Origin of the sequence: Streptomyces sp. NPDC002734 (assembly GCF_040295685.1) — a bacterium.
GTDB lineage: Bacteria > Actinomycetota > Actinomycetes > Streptomycetales > Streptomycetaceae > Streptomyces.
The window spans coordinates 43,180-61,355 of record NZ_JBEOVU010000030.1 but is presented as its reverse complement, the minus strand read 5'-3'; the positions used below and the strand labels follow the sequence as shown (position 1 = coordinate 61,355).

Genomic DNA, 18,176 nt, shown 5'->3' with positions numbered 1-18,176 from the left:
GCCCGCAGCCGTGCGGGTGCGGGCGCCCCGCGGGTCTCAGGCTTCGGCGATGAGGTCGCGGCAGCGCTGGACGTCGCGGGCCATGGCGTCCAGCAGGTCGTCCAGGGTGGCGAACTTGGCCTGGCCGCGGACGAAGGCGAGGAAGTCGACGGACGCGTCGAGGTCGTACAGGTCGAGCCCCACGCGGTCGATCGCGTAGGCCTCGACGGTGCGCTCGGTGCCGGCGAACTGGGGGTTGGTGCCGACGGAGATCGCGGCCGGCATGGACTCCCCCGCCACGTTCAGCCAGCCGGCGTACACCCCGTCGGCCGGGATCGCGCTGAACGGCAGGGTGTCGATGTTCGCCGTGGGGAAGCCCATCTCGCGGCCGCGCTGCGCGCCACGGACCACGACGCCCTCGACCCGGTGCGGGCGGCCCAGGATCTCCCGGGCGCCCTCCACGTCGCCGGCGGCGACCAGGCGGCGGGTGAGGGTGGAGGAGAACGGCTCGCCTCCGCCCGCCTCGCCCCTGACCTGGAGGTCGATGACGTCGACCTCGAAGTCGTAGGTCCGCCCCTGGTCGGCCAGGAACGCCACGTCGCCCGCGGCCCGGTGCCCGAAACGGAAGTTGGGGCCCTCGACCACGGCGCGCGCGTGCAGCTTGTCGACCAGGACCTTCACCACGAACTCCGCGGGTGAGAGCTTGGAGAACTCCTTGGTGAACGGCAGCACGAGCACCGCGTCCACACCCAGCTCGGCCGCCAGCTCGGCGCGCCGCGCGTGCGGGGCGAGCAGCGGCGGGTGGCTGCCGGGGCGGACCACCTCGCTGGGGTGCGGGTCGAAGGTGACGAGCACGGAGGGGACGCCGAGGGCCCGCGCGCGCTCCACGGTGTGCCGGATGATCAGCTGATGTCCGCGGTGCACCCCGTCGTAGGAGCCGATGGTGACGACGCTGCGCCCCCAGTCCTGGGGGATGTCCTCCAAGCCACGCCAGCGCTGCACTGTGACCGCTCCTCGTCGAACCCGTGTCCGTGTGTGCCTGTGATGCAGCTCCAAGAGTGCCATGCCGTGGTCGGCGCACCGGCATCGGCATGGGTGATCGCCGCCGTCAGGTGATCTTGGGCCGGACGTCCGGCGCCCTCGCCCACCCCGCTCGGCACCCCGCACCCGCCCCGCCGCCCGGCGCGGTCACCACCGCGACCGCCGCCCGGCGCGGTCAACACCATGACCGCCGCCCGGCGCGACCGCCTCGGTCTCCGCGACACGGCGGCCGCCCCGGCCACCGCCCACCCAGCTCGGCGGCCCCTCGTCGCGGACGCACGCGCAGAAGCCGCCGACAGGCCGTCGCGAGGCCCCCCGATCCCTCGCGATGCCTCAGCCCGCGGGGACCCCCGCCGCGGCGCCCTCCACCCGGTCCGGACCGGCCACCGTGACAGGCGTGACCGCCCCGCCCCGCACCGGGTCCTCCTCGTCGGCGAGGAGCCGGGCCAGCAGCTCCTGCCGCAGCGGCCGTGACGCGGGTGTCCCCGGCCGGGCCAGGACCGCGGCCAGCGCGGCGCGCACCGGCGGCGGGCCGTCCGCGATGAGCCCGGTGACCAGCGGCAGCAGCACCGCCCGCACGGTCGGGCCGTGGTCGAGCCGCCGGTCCACGTACCCGGCGACCGCGGCGGCGACAGCGGTCGCCCCGCGCGCCGGGCCGCAGTTCGCCACCGCCTCGCGGATCAGGGCGGAGATCCTGCGCGCCAGCGCGGGCGCGGTCACCTCGGCGAGAGCGTCCAGCGCCTCACCGCCGCCCGGCTGCCGCAGCCGGTCCCGGAAGGCGTCCAGGACCGGTTCCGGATGGGTGACCAGTGCGGGCACCAGCGCCTCGGCGGGCACCTGCGGGTCCCCGGCGACGAAGCGCCGCAGGGCGTCCGGGAGATGACGGGCCCGGGTGCGCGGGTCGCGGACCAGCATGGCCAGTGCCCCGCCGTGCAGGGCGGCGTCCTCGGGCCGGGCGAGCAGGGCCAGCGCCGCGTGGCGCAGCAGGTCGCGGTCGGCGTCCGAGCGGACGTGCCGGGCGGTGAGGCGGCCGTAGGTGACGGCGGCGGTCCGGCGGGCCGTCCGCGGGTCGTGGGTCCAGCGGTCGACGGCACGGCAGAGCGCGGAGGGCTCCTCCTCCGCGAGCACCGTGAGCAGTTCCGCGGCCTTGGGGTGGGCGCAGTCGGCCAGCGCCTCGGCGAGGTCGTCGAGCCCGCGGTGGCGGTGCGCGTAGAGCAGCGCCTGGGCGGCCACGGCGACCGTGGCGTGCGGGGCGGCGGGCAGCGGACGGTCGTCGTCGAACCAGTGGGTCAGCTGCCGCTGGGCGGCGGCGGGGCCCTCGGCGAGCAGCCGTGCGGCCGCCTCGAGCCAGCGGCCGCCGGTGCCCGCCGGGGCGGTGACCACCAGGCGGTGCAGCAGCCCGAAGCGTTCCCCGGCGTCCAGCGGCACGGCGGCCCAGAAGTCGGGTCCGAACTCCTCCGGGGCGGGCTGCCCCTCCCGCTGGCGGGCGGCGATCCGGTCGGCGAGCAGGCGCAGCAGCGAGGTGTACGGGGAGGCGTCGGGGAGGCCGAGAAGGGCGCCGGACAGCAGTCGGGCGGCCCACCAGGGATCGGTCGAGGTCTCCGTCGCGGCGGCCAGCGCGGTCAGACGGCGGCCCAGTTCGGCGGTGCCGCGGTCGCGGCCGAGATGCAGGAGTGCCTGGACGACGGGGCCGATGCGGTGGCGCGGCACCGGCAGCGGGTGGCCGGCCTCCTCCCCGGTGCGGCGGCGCAGGACCAGGGCGCGCAGCGCCTCGTCGATGTCGAGGTGGAGCCCTTGGAGCCAGTCGGCGAACTCCTCGTCGGCGAAGCGGTAGCCGGCGCCGGCGGGGACCAGCAGGCCTTCGGTGAGGACGGCGCGGGCCCAGCCGGTCCCGCCGCCGAGGCGGGCGGGGGCGGGACGCCAGGGGAAGACGGCCTCGAAGGACGCCCGGTCGAGCTCGCCCTGGCCGGGGCCGAGGCTGCGGCGGGCCGCCTCGTGGACCTGTCCGGCGACCTTGGCGGCCAGCCGGCGGATGGCGGTGCCCCGCTGCCCCCCGGCGGCGGCGAGACGCACCGCCACGCGCAGGCAGGTGAGGTCGAGGTGGGCAGAGAACACCTCGTGCCGGCTGAGGGGGCTGTCCTCCGCGTCGGGCAGCGCGGTGCGCACGGCGGCGAGCAGTCGGAGGGTGAGCGGGTGGCGGGCGTCGGTTCCGCGGAGCACGCCGTCGGGGATGCGGAACCGCTCGCGGGCCAGGCGGGCCTCCTCGGCGGTCAGCTCGCCCAGGCGTACGCAGGGCGGCAGCGTGCCGGTGCGCCGGGCGTCGGCGGCGGGGGTGTGCAGCAGTTCGGGCGGGAACTCGGCGCCGGCCCGCTCCCAGTACTCGGCGCGGCAGCCGACGGCCATGCGGGCGCCGGCGGCCAGGAGCCAGTCGGCGGTGCCCTCGGTCCAGGCGGGCAGGCGGTGGGCGAGCAGCGGCGACATCTCCTCGGGACCGTCCAGGACGATCAGCAGCGGGCGTCCGGCCTCCCGGGCAATGCGCGCCACCCGTTCGGGCGAAAGGTCGCCGAGCCAGGACGTGTCGGGACGGCCCTCACCCGCCTCGCCCGCCCCGGCGGCGCGCGGAGGGAAACGGGCGGCGGCGGCGATCCGGGCGGCCCGGTCGAGAGCGCGGCGTGCGGCGTCGGCCACCGAGGTGTCTGCGTCGTGGAGGTCGGCGCCCCGCAGCCAGAGGGTGGGCGCGGCCGTGTCCGCGGCACGGTGCCGGCGGGCGGCGATCTCGGCGAGGGCGGTGGTCCGGCCGCTGCCGGGCGGACCGACCAGTCCGAGCACGGCGGCCGCGCCCCGCTCGAAGGCGGCGAACTCGCGCTCCAGGGCCTGTCTGGGCACGGGCTCCACGGGGCCGCGGGACGGTCCGTCGGAGGCGACCGAGGTGGCGGTGAGCTCGACGAGCGCGGCCAGGTTGAGGTCGGGGCCGTGGGCGGGGACGGTGGCGGCGTTGCGGGCGAGCAGGTCGGCGAGCGGGCCTTCGGCGGGTCTCAGCGGCAGTGCGTACCCGGCCGCCCGGTGGCCGCCGAGCAGGTCCGGGTCCTCGACGGCGTCCCGGGCGCCGCCCGGCGGGCAGGACCGCAGGTCGGTGGCGACGACTCCGAGCACCGCGCCGGTGACCGTGTCCAGCACCGGCCCGCCGGCGGACCCGCCACCGGGCCGCAGCGCCTCGCGGCCGGCCGTGCCGATCGCGAGTTCCAGCACGTCGGGCAGGAGGTGGTCGCGGTGGACGGCGTGGGTCACGCCGAGCACCCGGGCCTCGCGCAGGCCCGCGGCGACGATCCGGACGTAGGCCCCGGGGCCGACGGCGGCGCGCGGGGAGATCGGCAGCGGGGCCGCCTCGAGCCCTTCCGCCCGCACCAGGGCCAGGCCGAGGGCGGGCAGCGGGACGACGGCGCCCTCCACGGTGGCGACGGTCCGCCCGCCCGCCTCGACGAGCAGGCGCGGCATGCCGTCCACCACCTCGTGGGCGGTGACCACGGTGCCGTGGTGGTCGGCGGCGAATCCGGTGCCGCGCGGGCGTCCGGCCGGGTCGCGCAGGGTGACCAGGGCGGCCTCGGGTACGGCGTGTCCGCCGTCGCTCCGCCGCCGGACGTCCTCCGTCCCCGCGTGCGCTCCCGCCATGCCCCGTCCTCCCCGCCGCCGTGCCGTTCCGGCTCCGACGGTAGGACGGACATGATCAGCGGGCGGGCGAGCGGGAAAACGCGCCCCCTTCCACTCCCTCCGTTCACTCCGAGCGCCCGTCCGGACGGGTGAATACGGCGTACGGGATGGAAAGAGGTTCCCCGGGGGGAACCGAGGGGGGGAACCCGTGGAGCGGCGCAGCGACCCCGTGCCGCCGCCGCTCCACGGTCCCACCGGGCGCAGCCGTCGCGTGAGCCGTCGCGAAGCCGCTCCGGGCGTGTTCGCGCGGTGTCGCCCGGGCAGAGCCTGCCTGGAGACGCCCGCGCAGGAGCCGACGCGGCCCACCGGGAGGAGCGGGAGCGGACACCGGGACCGCGAGGCGGTCACGCCTGCGCGGCGACCGGGGGAAAACCCGGCGGAGCCCCCGGCCCGGACAAGCCGAACGCGAGGACTCCGCCACGGGTGGAGCAGCACGAAGCCGTCCGCGAAGGCCCGGAGCCCTGCCGGGGCCGGGCGGGGCCGGGCCGGGGAAGGGTCAGCCGAAGACGGCCAGGCTCTTGGCCTTGCCCTTCAGCGGCTCGACGAGGGCCAGCAGGACGCCCTCGGGTCCGAAGACCGCGACCGGGCCGCCGTCCGCGTACTCGTCGGGCATCTCCAGCCGCACGCCGTTCAGCAGCAGCCGGGCACGCCGGGCGTCGACGTCCCAGCGGGGGAACGCAGCCGTGGCGGCCTCGGCGACCGGCATGACGGCCAGCTCCTTCTGGAGCTGGTCCAGGGTGCGCGCCGTGTCGATCTTGTACGGCCCGACCCGGGTGCGCCGCAGCGCGGTCAGGTGGCCGCCGACGCCCAGGCCCGCGCCGAGGTCGCGGGCGAGGGCCCGGATGTAGGTGCCGGAGGAGCAGACCACGGAGACGACCAGGTCGGTCACCGGGGTGCCGTCCTCGGCGACCGCCTCACGGACGTCGTGGACGAGGAAGGAGAAGACCGTCACCGGGCGGGCCGGGATGTCGAACTCCTCGCCCTCGCGGGCGCGCTTGTAGGACCGCACGCCGTTGATCTTGATGGCGCTGACCTTCGACGGCACCTGCATGATGCGGCCGGTCAGCTCCGCGACGCCCTTGTCGATCGCCTCGCGGGTCACCCCGGAGGCGTCGGCGGACGCGGTGATCTCGCCCTCGGCGTCGTCGGTGACCGTGGTCTGGCCGAGCCGGACGGTGCCGAGGTACTCCTTCTCGGTGAGCGCCAGGTGCCCGAGAAGCTTGGTGGCCCGCTCGACGCCGAGGACCAGCACGCCGGTCGCCATCGGGTCCAGCGTGCCGGCGTGGCCCACGCGGCGGGTCCTGGCGATCCCGCGCATCTTGGCGACCACGTCGTGCGAGGTGAAGCCCGACGGCTTGTCGACGATGACAAGGCCGTCGGGCGTGGGGGTGTGCTGCGTCATTCGGCGGTGTCGTCCGTCCCGGCCTCGTCGTCCTCGCCCGGCTTGCGGTACGGGTCCGCCTCGCCGGCGTAGCCGGCTCCCGCGGACGCCTCGCGCACCTTGGCGTCGGACTGCCGGGCCTTGTCGAGGAGGTCCTCGATGGTCCGGGCGGTGTCCGGGAGGGCGTCGGCGACGAAGGTGAGGGTGGGGGTGAACTTCACCCCGGCGGCACGGCCGACCTCGGAGCGCAGGATGCCCTTGGCGCTCTCCAGCCCGGCCGCGGCGGCCTTGCGCTCCTCGTCGTCGCCGTACACCGTGTAGAAGACGGTCGCCTCCCGAAGGTCCCCGGTCACCCGGGTGTCCGTGATGGTGACGTGCGAGCCGAGCCGCGGGTCCTTGATCCCACGCTGCAGCTTCTGGGCCACCACCTCTCGGATGAGGTCCGCCAGCCTCTTCGCCCGCGCGTTGTCGGCCACTGGTCCGTCTCCCGTTCCGTATCTCTTCGTGTTACAGCGTTGCGTGCAACAGCGTGCCTGTGTGGATCAGTCGTCGTCGTCGCCGTGGAACCGCCGCCTGACGGACAGCAGCTCCACCTCCGGACGGCCGGCGACCATGCGCTCGCAGCGGTCCAGTATGTCGGCCACGTGCGTCGCGTCCCCGGAGACCACCGCGAGACCGATGCCGGCCCTGCGGTAGAGGTCCAGGTGCTCCACCTCCGCGGCGCTGACCGAGAACTTGCGTTGCAGGTCGGCGACGATGGGGCGGACGACGGAGCGCTTCTCCTTCAGCGAGCGTATGTCGCCGAGGAGGATGTCGAAGGACAGAGTCCCTACGTACATGGTGTTTCCGGATGACCCGCCGGTCCGGGATCGGTGGCTCCTTGAACCGTACCCCGGTTCGCGGTTCCGCCGACGACCATTTACCGCGCACCGGCGGCGCCCCGGGAGTGCCCCGGAACGCCGCCGACACGCCGGTGGCCGGCGGTACCGAGGTACCGCCGGCCACCGTGAGCCGTTCCCTTACGAGCGCGGCTTCTCGCGCATCTCGTACGTCGCGATGACGTCGTCGACCTTGATGTCGTTGAAGTTTCCGAGGTTGATACCACCCTCGTAGCCTTCGCGGATCTCGGTGACGTCGTCCTTGAAGCGACGCAGGCCCTCGATGTTGAGGTTCTCCGCGACGACCTTGCCGTCGCGAAGGAGCCGGGCCTTGGTGTTCCGCTTGACCTCGCCGGAGCGGATGAGCACACCGGCGATGTTGCCGAGCTTGGACGAGCGGAAGACCTCGCGGATCTCCGCGGTGCCGAGCTCGACCTCCTCGTACTCCGGCTTGAGCATGCCCTTGAGGGCCGCCTCGATCTCCTCGATCGCCTGGTAGATGACCGAGTAGTACCGGACGTCCACACCCTCGCGCTCGGCCATCTGCGCGGCACGCCCCGCGGCGCGCACGTTGAAGCCGATCACGATGGCGTCGGAGCCCATCGCCAGGTCGATGTCGGACTCCGTGACCGCACCGACGCCGCGGTGCAGGATCCGGATGTCGACCTCTTCGCCGACGTCCAGCTGGAGCAGCGAGGACTCGAGAGCCTCCACCGAACCGGACGCGTCACCCTTGATGATGAGGTTGAGCTGCTGGATCTCGCCGGCCTTGAGCACCTTGTCCAGGTCCTCGAGGGAGACACGGCGCGTGCGCTTGGCGAACGCCGCGTTCCGCTCGCGGGCGGCGCGCTTCTCCGCGATCTGACGGGCCGTACGGTCCTCGTCCACCACGATGAAGTTGTCGCCGGCACCCGGGACGTTGGTCAGACCGAGCACCTGGACCGGGGTCGAGGGACCCGCCTCGGCCACGTTGGCGCCGCTGTCGTCGAGCATCGCCCGCACGCGGCCGTAGGCGTCGCCCACGACCATCGTGTCGCCCACGCGCAGCGTGCCGCGCTGGACCAGGACGGTCGCGACGGCGCCGCGGCCCTTGTCCAGACGGGACTCGATCGCGATGCCCTGCGCGTCCTGCGTGGGGTTGGCACGCAGGTCGAGCGAGGCGTCGGCGGTCAGGACGACCGCCTCGAGCAGGCTGTCGATGTGCAGGCCCTGCTTGGCGGAGATGTCGACGAACATGGTGTCGCCGCCGTACTCCTCGGCCACCAGGCCGTACTCGGTCAGCTGACCGCGCACCTTGGTCGGGTCCGCGCCCTCGACGTCGATCTTGTTGACCGCGACCACGATCGGCACGTCGGCCGCCTTGGCGTGGTTCAGCGCCTCGACCGTCTGCGGCATGACGCCGTCGTTGGCCGCGACGACCAGGATCGCGATGTCGGTGGAGCGGGCACCACGGGCACGCATGGCGGTGAACGCCTCGTGACCCGGGGTGTCGATGAAGGTGATGCGGCGCTCTTCGTCGTTGACCTCGGTCGCGACCTGGTAGGCACCGATGTGCTGGGTGATGCCGCCGGCCTCGCCCGCGATGACGTTGGTCTTGCGGATCGCGTCGAGCAGTCGGGTCTTTCCGTGGTCGACGTGACCCATGACCGTGACGACCGGGGGACGGACGACCAGGTCGTCCTCCTCGCCCTCGTCCTCGCCCCACTCGAGGTCGAAGGACTCGAGCAGCTCGCGGTCCTCCTCCTCGGGGGAGACGATCTGAACGGTGTAGTTCATCTCGCCGGCGAGGAGGTGCAGCGTCTCGTCGGAGACGGACTGCGTCGCGGTGACCATCTCGCCGAGGTTCAGCATGACCGCGACGAGCGACGCCGGGTTGGCGTTGATCTTCTCCGCGAAGTCGGTGAGCGACGCACCGCGCGACAGGCGAACGGTCTCGCCCTTGCCGCGAGGCAGCATCACGCCGCCGACCGACGGGGCCTGCATGGCCTCGTACTCCTGACGGCGCTGCCGCTTCGACTTGCGGCCACGACGCGCCGGACCGCCGGGACGGCCGAACGCGCCCTGCGTGCCACCACGGGCACCGGGGCCGCCGGGACGACCGCCGAAGCCGGGACGACCGCCGAAGCCGCCGCCACCGCCACCGGGGCCACCGCCGCCGGGACGACCGGCGAAGCCGCCGCCGCCGCCGGGACGACCGCCGCCGCCGGGACCTGCCGGACGGCCGGCGAAGCCGCCGCCGCCCGGACGACCGCCGCCGCCGGGACGACCGGCACCGGCCGGACCACGGCCGCCGGGGCCGCCGCCGGGACGCGGGCTGCCGGCAGCGGGACGCTGCGGCATCATGCCGGGGTTGGGACGCGGGCCGCCGGGGCCGCCGCCGGGACGGGGACCGCCCTGCGGACGGGGCATGCCGCCCGGGGTCGGACGCGAGCCGCCCGGAGCCTGGGGACGGGGACCGCCGCCCTGGCCGGGAGCCTGCGGGCGCGGGCCGGCGCCGGGAGCGCCGCCGGGACCCTGCGGACGGGCGCCCTGCGGGCGGGGAGCCTGCGGACGCGCCATGCCGGCGTTGCCGCCGGAGGTGAAGGGGTTGTTGCCCGGACGGGGACCGGCCGGACGGGCGCCCGGACGCGGAGCCTGACCACCCGGACGGGGGGCCTGACCACCGGGACGGGGAGCCTGGCCGGGACGGCCGCCACCCTGACCCTGACCCTGACCCTGGCCCGGACCGGCCGGACGGCCGCCGGGACGCGGGGCGCTCTGACCGGGACGCGCCGCGGGGCGCGCCGGCGGAGCGGCCGGGGCGGAGGGCGGAGCGGTGAACTCCGGCTGGGCGGGCGCGGCGGGAGCCGCCGGCGCGGCGGGAGCCGCGGGGGCGGGCCGGGGACCGGGGGTGGGGCGCGGACCAGGGGTCGGCGCACCGCCCGCGGGCTTCTCCGCGGCAGGCTTGGGGGCGGCCGGCGGCTTCGGGGCAGCCGGACGTGCCGCCTGCGCCGGGGACGGCGCGGGGGCGGGCTTGGGGGCGGCCTTCTTGGCGCCGGGCTTCGGGGCGGACTTGCCGCCGCCGCCACCCTGCTGGAAGGCGTCAGTCAACTTGCGTACAACGGGCGCCTCGATCGTCGAGGACGCCGATCGGACGAATTCACCGAGTTCCTGGAGCTTGGCCACGACGACCTTGCTCTCAACTCCGAACTCCTTTGCGAGTTCGTATACCCGGACCTTAGCCACTTCGCTCCTTTGAGGTCCGGGTTGGAAGCCGGACCGTCGCTACTTCATGGGCGTACTCATCGCGTACTCATCGAGTGCTCATCGCAATCTCGACCTGCTTTCAGAACTCGCGAGGTACCTGGGCCGCGCGGCTGCTCCGCGCGACGCTTCTTACGGTGCCGCCGAATCGGCGGCGACGGTCTGCTCGACGTACCGGCGCAACGCCGCCGTGTCGAGCGACCCCTGGGCGCGGAACGCCCGGGGGAACGCCTTGCGGCGGACCGCCTGGTCGAGACAGACCACGGCGGGGTGCAGATAAGCACCCCGGCCCGGCAGCGTACCGCGATGATCGGGGACGCATTCGCCCTCGACCGCCACGATGCGCAGCAGCTCGGTCTTGGCCGCCCGCCCCCTGCACCCCACGCACGTGCGTTCAGGGCCGTACTCGGGGCACACGCGGGTAAGCGTCCGGCCAGACACAGCTAAGTCTACCTCCCCGTACCGACGCCGGCCCGACTGGGCGGACGTCGTACGGTCGTCTCTGTCCTGATGTCAACCGTTGACACGGCTCAAACATTCCGTATCGCAGGTCACACCGCGAATCGGGGTGGGGCGACGGCCTGTGGTCAGGCCTCCTGGCCGTCCTGCTCGGTGTCCGGGCGGATGTCGATCCGCCAGCCGGTGAGGCGGGCGGCGAGACGGGCGTTCTGCCCCTCCTTGCCGATCGCCAGCGACAGCTGGTAGTCGGGCACCGTCACCCGGGCCGAGCGCGCGGCGAGGTCGACGACCTCCACCTTGTTCACCCGGGCGGGGGACAGCGCGTTCGCCACCATCTCCGCCGGGTCGTCCGACCAGTCGACGATGTCGATCTTCTCGCCGTTGAGCTCGTTCATCACGTTGCGCACCCGGGCGCCCATCGGGCCGATGCAGGCGCCCTTGGCGTTCAGGCCGCTGCGCATCGAACGCACGGCGATCTTGCTGCGGTGGCCGGCCTCACGGGCGATCGCGGTGATCTCGACGCTGCCGTCGGCGATCTCCGGGACCTCCAGGGCGAACAGCTTCTTCACCAGGTTCGGGTGGGTGCGCGAGAGCGTGACCGAGGGACCGCGGACGCCACGGGCGACCCGGACGACGTACGACCTCAGCCGCGTGCCGTGCTTGTAGTCCTCGCCGGGCACCTGTTCCTGCACCGGCAGGATGGCCTCGAGCTTGCCGATGTCCACCAGGACGTTCTTCGGGTCGCGGCCCTGCTGGACGACACCGGTGACGATGTCGCCCTCACGGCCGGCGTACTCGCCGAGCGTCGCGTCGTCCTCGGCGTCGCGCAGCCGCTGCAGGATGACCTGCTTGGCGGTGGTCGCGGCGATCCGGCCGAAGTCGGACGGGGTGTGGTCGAACTCGCGGGGCTCCTGCCCCTCCTCGAGCTCGTCCGGGTCCTCCTTCGCCCACACGGTCACGTGACCGGTCTCCCGGTCAAGCACGACGCGCGCGCGACGGCGGCTTCCCTCGGTCCGGTGGTAGGCGATGAGGAGGGCCGACTCGATCGCCTCGACCAGCAGGTCGAAGGAGATCTCCTTCTCCCGCACCAAGCCCCGCAGGGCGCTCATGTCGATGTCCACGGCTACGCCTCCTCGTCATTCTTGTTCTTGCGGCCGAACTCGACCTGGACACGCGCCTTGGCGACGTCCTGGAAGGCGAGCCTGCGTGTGGTGGCCTTGCGGCCCTTGATCCCGGGGACCTCGAGGTCGAGGCCCTCGTCGTCGACGCCCAGGATCCGCGCGACCAGTTCCTCGCCGTCGGTGAGCTGGAACCTGACCAGCCGGCCCGTGGCGCGGACGTAGTGCCGGTGCTCCGTGAGGGCGCGCTCCGCGCCCGGCGTGCCGACCTCGAGGTTGTACTCGCCGTCGCCCATCGCGTCCGTCTCGTCGAGCTTCGCCGAGAGCGCGCGGCTCACATCGGCGATCTGGTCGAGGTCGGCGCCCGTGTCCGAGTCGACGGTCACGCGCAGCACCCGCCGGCGGCCGACGGACTCCACCTCGATCTCCTCGAGGTCGAGCCCCTGGGAGGTGACGAGCGGTTCCAGCAGCTCTCGCAGCCTCTCGCTCTGGGTGGTGCTCATCCGGGTGACTCCTCGGCCGCGTGTGCTGTTGTGGGATTGGTCGCGTGTCAGGTCAAAGGGTATCCGGTCGCGGAGGGTGTTGCCGTCCACCGGGTGTCCCGTCCGCCGTGGCGCGGCACCGGTCGCCCGTGCGGGACTCGGACACGGGTACGGTGATCACACCTGTGCCGACCGGAGTTGACGGCGTGACGGGCCGTCACGCGCCGGGCGCGGATCCGCGCGAACCCGTCCGACCGCCGACGCCCGGCCGGAACAGGGAGAAGTGCGAACCGCCCGCCCGCCGCCACAGGCCCCTGCCACCCCAGCCGAGGACGCCCGCCGTGCCGTTGCCCCCTTCGCGCCCGCGCTCCGGGCCGCGCCGCAGAACCCTGCTCGCCTCGGCGGCGGGAACGGCGGCCGCGCTGCTCGCCGCCTGCTCCACCGGCTCCTCCCCCGGGCGCCCCGCCGCCCGCCCGACCCCGTCGGCCGACGAGCTCGCGCTGACCCGGGCCGCGGCGGACAGCACCGGGCTCGCGGCGCTCTACGACGCGGTGCTGGCCGCCCATCCCGGTCTCGGGGCACGGCTGACGCCGCTGCGGGACACCGCGCTGCGGCACGCGGAGGTCCTCGCCGAGCGCGCGGGGCGGAAGGCGTCGCCCTCGCCCTCCGCCGCCTCGTCGGCCGCCTCCCCTTCTGCGTCGGCTCCCTCCGCGACGGCTCCCTCCGCGTCGGCGTCCGGGCCGGCGGTGCCCGGCGAGGAGAAGCAGGCGCTGCGCCTGGTCGCGGACGCCGAGCGGGACCTGGCGGGGCGCCGCACCCGGGAGCTGTCCGGGCTCGGCGGCGAGCCCGCCCGGCTGCTGGCCTCGGTCGCGGCGGCCGGGGCCGTGCACGTCTACCTGCTGAGCGACGACTAGCCGATGGAGAGGTCCGGGATGAGTCTGGAGGCCACGCAGGCGGCCCTGCGGGCGGAGCACGCCGCCGTCTACGGCTACGGCGTGGTCGGCGGACGGGTCGGCGACGACCGGCGGTCCGAGGCCCGTGAGGCGTTCGAGGCGCACCGGGCCCGCCGGGACGACCTGGTCCGTGCCGTGCGCGATCTGGGCGGCGAGCCGGTGGCGGCGGAGGCGGCGTACGCGCTGCCGTTCGAGGTGCCGGACGGTGAGACGGCGGTCCGGCTGGCCGCCGAGCTGGAGGACCGGCTGGCCGGGGTCTACGCCGACCTGGTGCGCGCCGGCCGGGGCGAACGGCGCCGGGCGGCGGCCGACGCGCTGCGGGACGCGGCGATCCGGGCGGCCCGCTGGCGCGGCGGCGGCGTAGCCTTCCCAGGTCTCGCCGAAATGGCGTGAGGGACCGACCGGGCACAGCAGAAAGGGAACGACGCACGCATGGCTTTCCAACCGCCGCCACGCCTGGTCAGGGCACTGGCGGAGACCACCGGCGGCGAGGACTGGCTGCGCGGGCTGCCCCAGGCCCTGGACCGCGCCGTGGAGGCGCTCGGGCTGTCCGTGGAGCGGGTGCAGGTGCCGGGCGGGCGGAGCTCGCTGGTGGTCCTGGTGCGGCGGTCCGACGGCTCCCCGGGCGTGCTGAAGCTGATCCCGCGGCGGTCGCGGCCGGCGAGTGAGCAGGCGGCCCTGGCGCACTGGCACGGGCTGGGCGCGGCGCAGCTGATCGAGGGCGGGACCGAGGCGGTCGACGGGACGGGTGACGGGGTGCTGCTGCTCGAGCGGCTGAACCCGGACGTGTCGGTCCGCACGCTGCCGGAGGCGAAGGCGCTGCTGGAGGGCGCGGCGACGCTGCGGCGGCTGTGGGTCGAGCCGCCGCCGGACCACGTCTTCGAGACGGTGGAGGAGCGGACGGGGCGGCAGGCGGACGCCATGCGGGCGGCGCTGGTGGGCCCCGACGACGAGGCGGCCGCCCTGGTCGACACGGCGCTGGGGCTGCGGGCGGAGCTGCTCGCGGATCCGCCCGAACGGCTCCTGCTGCACGGGACGTTCCGGCAGAGCAAGGTGCTGGGCGGGGAGCGGATGCCGTGGCTGGCGGTGGGCCCGGACCCGGTGGTCGGCGAGTGCGCGTTCGACCTGGCGCGGCTGGTGCGGGACCGGGTGGAGGACCTGATCGCCATGCCGTCGGGCGCGGCGACGACCCGGCGCCGGGTGAAGCGGCTCGCGGAGTCGCTGGAGGTGGACCGGGAGCGGTTGCGGGGGTGGACGGTCTTCCGCGCGGTGGAGTCCGGGCTGCGGGCCCGCCGCGTCGGCCGCCCGCGCGACGCCGACTGGCTCCTCGAATTCGCCGCCTGGCTCTGACCCCTCCCGCCTGCGGGCCAGCGGCGCCAGCTCCTTGAGGGGAGGGACGGGTACTGACGCTGCCGCACCGGGGGAAAGCACCCGGCCCCGGACCCCCACGCCGGGGGATCCGGGGCCGGACAGGGTCGGGGTCAGGCCGTGAGGCGGGCGATCGCTTCGGCGACGGGGAGTTCCTCGCGCTCGCCGGTGCGGCGGTCCTTGAGCTCCACGACGCCCTCGGCGGTGCGACGACCCGCGACCAGGATCTTCGGCACGCCGATCAGCTCCGCGTCCGTGAACTTCACGCCCGGCGAGACACCGGCGCGGTCGTCCACCAGCACCCGGACGCCCTTCGCGGCCAGCTGCTCGGAGACCTCCAGCGCCAGCTCCGTCTGCGCGGCCTTGCCGGCGGCGACCACGTGGACGTCCGCCGGGGCGACCTCGGCCGGCCAGCACAGGCCCTTGTCGTCGGCGGTCTGCTCGGCCAGCGCGGCCACCGCACGCGTCACGCCGACGCCGTAGGAACCCATGGTCACGCGGACCGGCTTGCCGTTCTGGCCGAGCACGTCCAGCTTCAGCGCGTCGGTGTACTTGCGGCCCAGCTGGAAGATGTGGCCGATCTCGATGGCGCGGTCCAGCTTGAGGCCGGTGCCGCAGTTGGGGCAGGGGTCGCCCTCCTGGACCACCACGACGTCCACGTACGCGTCGACCTCGAAGTCACGGCCGGCGACGACGTTCTTCGCGTGGGTCTGGTCCTTGTTGGCGCCGGTGATCCACGAGGTGCCGGGCGCGACCCGCGGGTCGGCGATGTAGGTGACCTTCTCCAGGCCCTGCGGGCCGACGTAGCCGCGGACCAGGTCCTCGCGGCCGGTGAAGTCCTCGGCGGTGACCAGCTCGACCGCGGCCGGCGCGAAGTGCGCCTCGACCTTGCCGAGGTCCACCTCGCGGTCGCCCGGCACGCCCACCGCGACGATCTCGCCGTCGACCTTGACCAGCAGGTTCTTCAGCGTGGCGGAGGCGGACACGCCCAGCGAGGCTGCCAGCGTCTCGATGGTCGGGGTGTTCGGGGTGGGGATCTCCTCGAGGGCGGGCACGGCGGAACCGTCCACCGGCTTCAGCTCGTAGGAGACCGCCTCGGTGTTGGCGGCGAAGTCGCAGTTCGGGCAGTCGGCGAAGGTGTCCTCGCCGGCCTCGGCCGGGGCCAGGAACTCCTCCGACTTCGAGCCGCCCATCGCGCCGGCCGTGGCGGCGCAGATGCGGTAGTCGAGGCCGAGCCGGGCGAAGATCTTCCGGTAGGCCTCGCGGTGCAGGGCGTAGGACTGGGCCAGGCCCTCGTCCTCGGTGTCGAAGGAGTAGGAGTCCTTCATGCAGAACTCGCGCCCGCGCAGCACGCCGGCCCGGGGGCGGGCCTCGTCGCGGAACTTGTTCTGGATCTGGTAGAGGATGACCGGCAGGTCCTTGTAGGAGGACGCCTGGTCCTTCACCAGGAGGGTGAAGATCTCCTCGTGGGTGGGGCCGAGCAGGTAGTCGGCGCCCTTGCGGTCCTTGAGGCGGAACAGCTCCTGGCCGTACTCGTCCCAGCGGCCGGTGGCGTCGTAGGGCTCGCGCGGCAGCAGGGCGGGCAGCAGCACTTCCTGGCCGCCGATGGCGTCCATCTCCTCGCGGACGATCCGCTCGACGTTGGCCAGGACCTTCCTGCCAAGCGGCAGCCAGGACCAGACGCCGGCGGCGGTGCGGCGGACGTAGCCGGCGCGGACGAGCAGCTTGTGGCTGAGCACCTCGGCGTCGGCCGGGTCGTCGCGCAGGGTCTTCGCCATCAACCGGGACATGCGCTGGACCTGGGCCATGTTCTACAACTCCTGCTGCGTAAGGATGATGGCCCCGAGGTTAGCCGGGCGGCCCGCGACGGCGGAAATCGGTTTGCCCTGCGACGGGCGTTCGGCCCCTTCCTCCGCGCGCCGGGCGCCCCGGTTCCTCCGCGCGCCGGGCCCCCGTTCCTCCGCGCCGCCGGGCGCCCCGGCCGTCCCCGTCAGCCCCGGGGCAGCGGGAGCGGCGCGCCCATCACGGCGTAGGGCACGGCGGCGCTGGGGAAGTGCACGCGGCGTGCCAGGTCGGTGTAGCCGAGGGTGCGGTACAGGCGGCGGGCGGGGCTCTCCTGGTCGATGGCGGAGAGGATCGAGCGTGGCTCGGCGGCGGTGTCGGTGATGGCGGTGATCAGCGTGCGGCCGATGCCCTGCTTCTGGTGGAGCGGGTGGACGTGCAGCTCGGTGATCACGAAGGAGTCGTCCAGCCACTCGTCGTTGCCCAGGGCCCGCAGGTAGGGCTCGACCACGGTGGACCACCAGTGGGTGCGGTCGTTGGGCATGCCGTAGACGAAGCCGGCGAGCCGTCCGTCCGGGGTGGTGGCGCCGAGCGCGCGGGCGCCGGGCATGGTCATGTGTCGCTGGACGATCTGGCGGCGCACCATGATCTCGTCCTCGCCCAGCCCGAACGCCTCGGCCTGCACGGCGAGCGCCTCGTCGACCCGGGCCGACAGATCCAGGGGGGCGACCATCACGGGGCCGGAGGGGGAGTTCGGCATGCCGGGAGGGTACCCGCTGACCGCCGGGTGGCATCCGCCCGGATTCGGTCCGCCCCGCCCCGGCGGTTCGGAGCGGCACGCCCACGCAGGCCGGAAACGCACGCCCGGGTCAGAAGAGCACGCTCATGAAGGTGCCGGTCTCGCGGAAGCCGACGCGGCGGTAGGTCGCGCGGGCGGGCGCGTTGAAGTCGTTGACGTAGAGGCTGACGACCGGGGCCACGTCGCGCAGCGCGTAGCGCAGGACGGCGGCCATGCCGGGCGCCGCGTGACCCTTGCCGCGGTACTCGGGGGCGACCCAGACGCCCTGGATCTGGCAGGCCTGCGGGGTGGCGGCGCCGATCTCGGCCTTGAAGACGACCTTGCCCGCGTCGTCGACGTGCGCGAACGACCGCCCGGTGGCGACGAGTTCGGCGACCCGGGCCTGGTAGAGGAGCCCGCCGTCGCCGGCCAGCGGGGAGACGCCGACCTCCTCGGTGAACATGGCGACGCAGGCCGGGAGGATGGTCTCCATCTCGTCCTTGCGGATCCGCCGCACCTTCGGGTCGGGCGTCACGTCGTCCGGCATGCGGTCGGTGACCATCAGCGGCTGGCGGGCGCGGACGTCCCGGGCGGGTCCCCAGTGGGGCTCCAGGAGACGCCAGAGCTCGGCGGTGGGCCCGGCCGGGCCCACGATGGAGGAGCAACGCCGCCCGGCGCGCCGGGCGCGGTCGGCGAAGGCCCGCACCGCGCGGGTGGTGGCGCAGATGGGGACCAGATTGGCGCCCGCGTAGCAGAGCGAGGTGAGGATCCCGTCCTCGTACCAGCCCCACATCTCGCCGCCCAGACGCCAGGGGTCCAGCCCGGCGATCCGGACGCGCGCCGCCACGAAGGCGTTCGCGACCGGCTCGCGGTCGAGAACCGCGAGCGCCGCGTCCAGGTCGCCGGGTTCCAGAACCCTGGTGGTCGTCTGCGTCAACACGGGGAGGGCCTCGTCATACGATCTGCTGGTTCCGCCACTGTACTTGCCGCCCGGCGGACGTGCCGC

Annotated in this window: 15 protein-coding genes; 3 read left to right on the top strand and 12 right to left on the bottom strand. The window is 74.6% G+C overall.

Annotated features, from left to right (window positions below):
- Positions 1–36: 36 nt before the first annotated feature.
- The 9 genes from ABT026_RS24255 to rimP form a co-directional block, all read right to left on the bottom strand.
- The gene (locus tag ABT026_RS24255; protein ID WP_351117247.1) at positions 37–981 is read right to left on the bottom strand and encodes a bifunctional riboflavin kinase/FAD synthetase; all 945 of its coding nucleotides are present in this window, start codon (positions 979–981) and stop codon (positions 37–39) included.
- A 372-nt stretch (positions 982–1,353) separates the two neighbouring features.
- Positions 1,354–4,689: a trypsin-like peptidase domain-containing protein gene (locus tag ABT026_RS24250; RefSeq protein ID WP_351117246.1), complete on the bottom strand. Its 3,336-nt coding sequence runs from the start codon at positions 4,687–4,689 to the stop codon at positions 1,354–1,356.
- A 535-nt stretch (positions 4,690–5,224) separates the two neighbouring features.
- Positions 5,225–6,130, bottom strand: coding sequence for a tRNA pseudouridine(55) synthase TruB (gene truB / locus ABT026_RS24245; protein WP_351117245.1), 906 nt, complete (start codon positions 6,128–6,130; stop codon positions 5,225–5,227).
- Positions 6,127–6,585 (bottom strand): 30S ribosome-binding factor RbfA, encoded by a 459-nt coding sequence (gene rbfA / locus ABT026_RS24240; RefSeq protein ID WP_351117244.1) that lies wholly within the window; start codon positions 6,583–6,585, stop codon positions 6,127–6,129. Before rbfA ends, truB begins: the two co-directional genes overlap by 4 nt.
- Positions 6,586–6,651: 66 nt before the next feature.
- Positions 6,652–6,948, bottom strand: coding sequence for a DUF503 domain-containing protein (locus tag ABT026_RS24235; RefSeq protein WP_351117243.1), 297 nt, complete (start codon positions 6,946–6,948; stop codon positions 6,652–6,654).
- Positions 6,949–7,128: 180 nt separating this feature from the next.
- Positions 7,129–10,212 (bottom strand): translation initiation factor IF-2, encoded by a 3,084-nt coding sequence (gene infB, locus ABT026_RS24230; RefSeq protein WP_351117242.1) that lies wholly within the window; start codon positions 10,210–10,212, stop codon positions 7,129–7,131.
- Between the two features lie 150 nt (positions 10,213–10,362).
- Positions 10,363–10,671 carry a YlxR family protein gene (locus tag ABT026_RS24225; protein WP_351117241.1) on the bottom strand — a complete coding sequence of 103 codons (309 nt, stop codon included), beginning with the start codon at positions 10,669–10,671 and terminating at the stop codon, positions 10,363–10,365.
- Positions 10,672–10,817: 146 nt separating this feature from the next.
- The gene (gene nusA / locus ABT026_RS24220; RefSeq protein WP_351117240.1) at positions 10,818–11,810 is read right to left on the bottom strand and encodes a transcription termination factor NusA; all 993 of its coding nucleotides are present in this window, start codon (positions 11,808–11,810) and stop codon (positions 10,818–10,820) included.
- A 2-nt stretch (positions 11,811–11,812) separates the two neighbouring features.
- On the bottom strand, positions 11,813–12,310 hold the full coding sequence (gene rimP / locus ABT026_RS24215; RefSeq protein ID WP_351117239.1) for a ribosome maturation factor RimP: 498 nt from the start codon (positions 12,308–12,310) through the stop codon (positions 11,813–11,815).
- A gap of 320 nt (positions 12,311–12,630) precedes the next feature.
- On the opposite strand from rimP, the gene ABT026_RS24210 reads away from it, so the two are divergent.
- Genes ABT026_RS24210 through ABT026_RS24200 form a run of 3 tightly spaced genes read left to right on the top strand, consistent with a single transcriptional unit; the run spans position 12,631 to position 14,592 of the window.
- The gene (locus ABT026_RS24210) at positions 12,631–13,203 is read left to right on the top strand and encodes a hypothetical protein (RefSeq protein ID WP_351117238.1); all 573 of its coding nucleotides are present in this window, start codon (positions 12,631–12,633) and stop codon (positions 13,201–13,203) included.
- A gap of 18 nt (positions 13,204–13,221) precedes the next feature.
- Positions 13,222–13,635: a ferritin-like domain-containing protein gene (locus tag ABT026_RS24205; protein WP_502968047.1), complete on the top strand. Its 414-nt coding sequence runs from the start codon at positions 13,222–13,224 to the stop codon at positions 13,633–13,635.
- Positions 13,636–13,674: 39 nt separating this feature from the next.
- Positions 13,675–14,592 carry an aminoglycoside phosphotransferase family protein gene (locus ABT026_RS24200; RefSeq protein WP_351117236.1) on the top strand — a complete coding sequence of 306 codons (918 nt, stop codon included), beginning with the start codon at positions 13,675–13,677 and terminating at the stop codon, positions 14,590–14,592.
- Between the two features lie 131 nt (positions 14,593–14,723).
- Here the strand turns inward: ABT026_RS24200 and ABT026_RS24195 are convergent, their stop codons facing one another.
- The 3 genes from ABT026_RS24195 to ABT026_RS24185 form a co-directional block, all read right to left on the bottom strand.
- Positions 14,724–16,418, bottom strand: a complete 1,695-nt coding sequence (locus tag ABT026_RS24195) for a proline--tRNA ligase (RefSeq protein ID WP_351117235.1) — start codon at positions 16,416–16,418, stop codon at positions 14,724–14,726.
- 182 nt (positions 16,419–16,600) lie between these two features.
- A complete protein-coding gene (locus tag ABT026_RS24190) occupies positions 16,601–17,152 on the bottom strand; it encodes a GNAT family N-acetyltransferase (RefSeq protein WP_351117234.1) in 552 nt (183 codons plus the stop codon).
- Positions 17,153–17,261: 109 nt separating this feature from the next.
- Positions 17,262–18,110, bottom strand: a complete 849-nt coding sequence (locus tag ABT026_RS24185; protein ID WP_351117233.1) for a GNAT family N-acetyltransferase — start codon at positions 18,108–18,110, stop codon at positions 17,262–17,264.
- Positions 18,111–18,176: the final 66 nt, after the last annotated feature.

Bases quoted from the DNA above. Each gene is read 5' to 3' on its own strand.
- ABT026_RS24250 (WP_351117246.1), bottom strand. From the start codon at position 4,689: ATGGCGGGAGCGCACGCGGGGACGGAGGACGTCCGGCGGCGGAGCGAC.
- ABT026_RS24200 (WP_351117236.1), top strand. From the start codon at position 13,675: ATGGCTTTCCAACCGCCGCCACGCCTGGTCAGGGCACTGGCGGAGACC.
- ABT026_RS24205 (WP_502968047.1), top strand. From the start codon at position 13,222: ATGAGTCTGGAGGCCACGCAGGCGGCCCTGCGGGCGGAGCACGCCGCC.
- rimP (WP_351117239.1), bottom strand. From the start codon at position 12,310: ATGAGCACCACCCAGAGCGAGAGGCTGCGAGAGCTGCTGGAACCGCTC.
- truB (WP_351117245.1), bottom strand. From the start codon at position 6,130: ATGACGCAGCACACCCCCACGCCCGACGGCCTTGTCATCGTCGACAAG.
- ABT026_RS24190 (WP_351117234.1), bottom strand. From the start codon at position 17,152: ATGCCGAACTCCCCCTCCGGCCCCGTGATGGTCGCCCCCCTGGATCTG.
- ABT026_RS24235 (WP_351117243.1), bottom strand. From the start codon at position 6,948: ATGTACGTAGGGACTCTGTCCTTCGACATCCTCCTCGGCGACATACGC.
- ABT026_RS24195 (WP_351117235.1), bottom strand. From the start codon at position 16,418: ATGGCCCAGGTCCAGCGCATGTCCCGGTTGATGGCGAAGACCCTGCGC.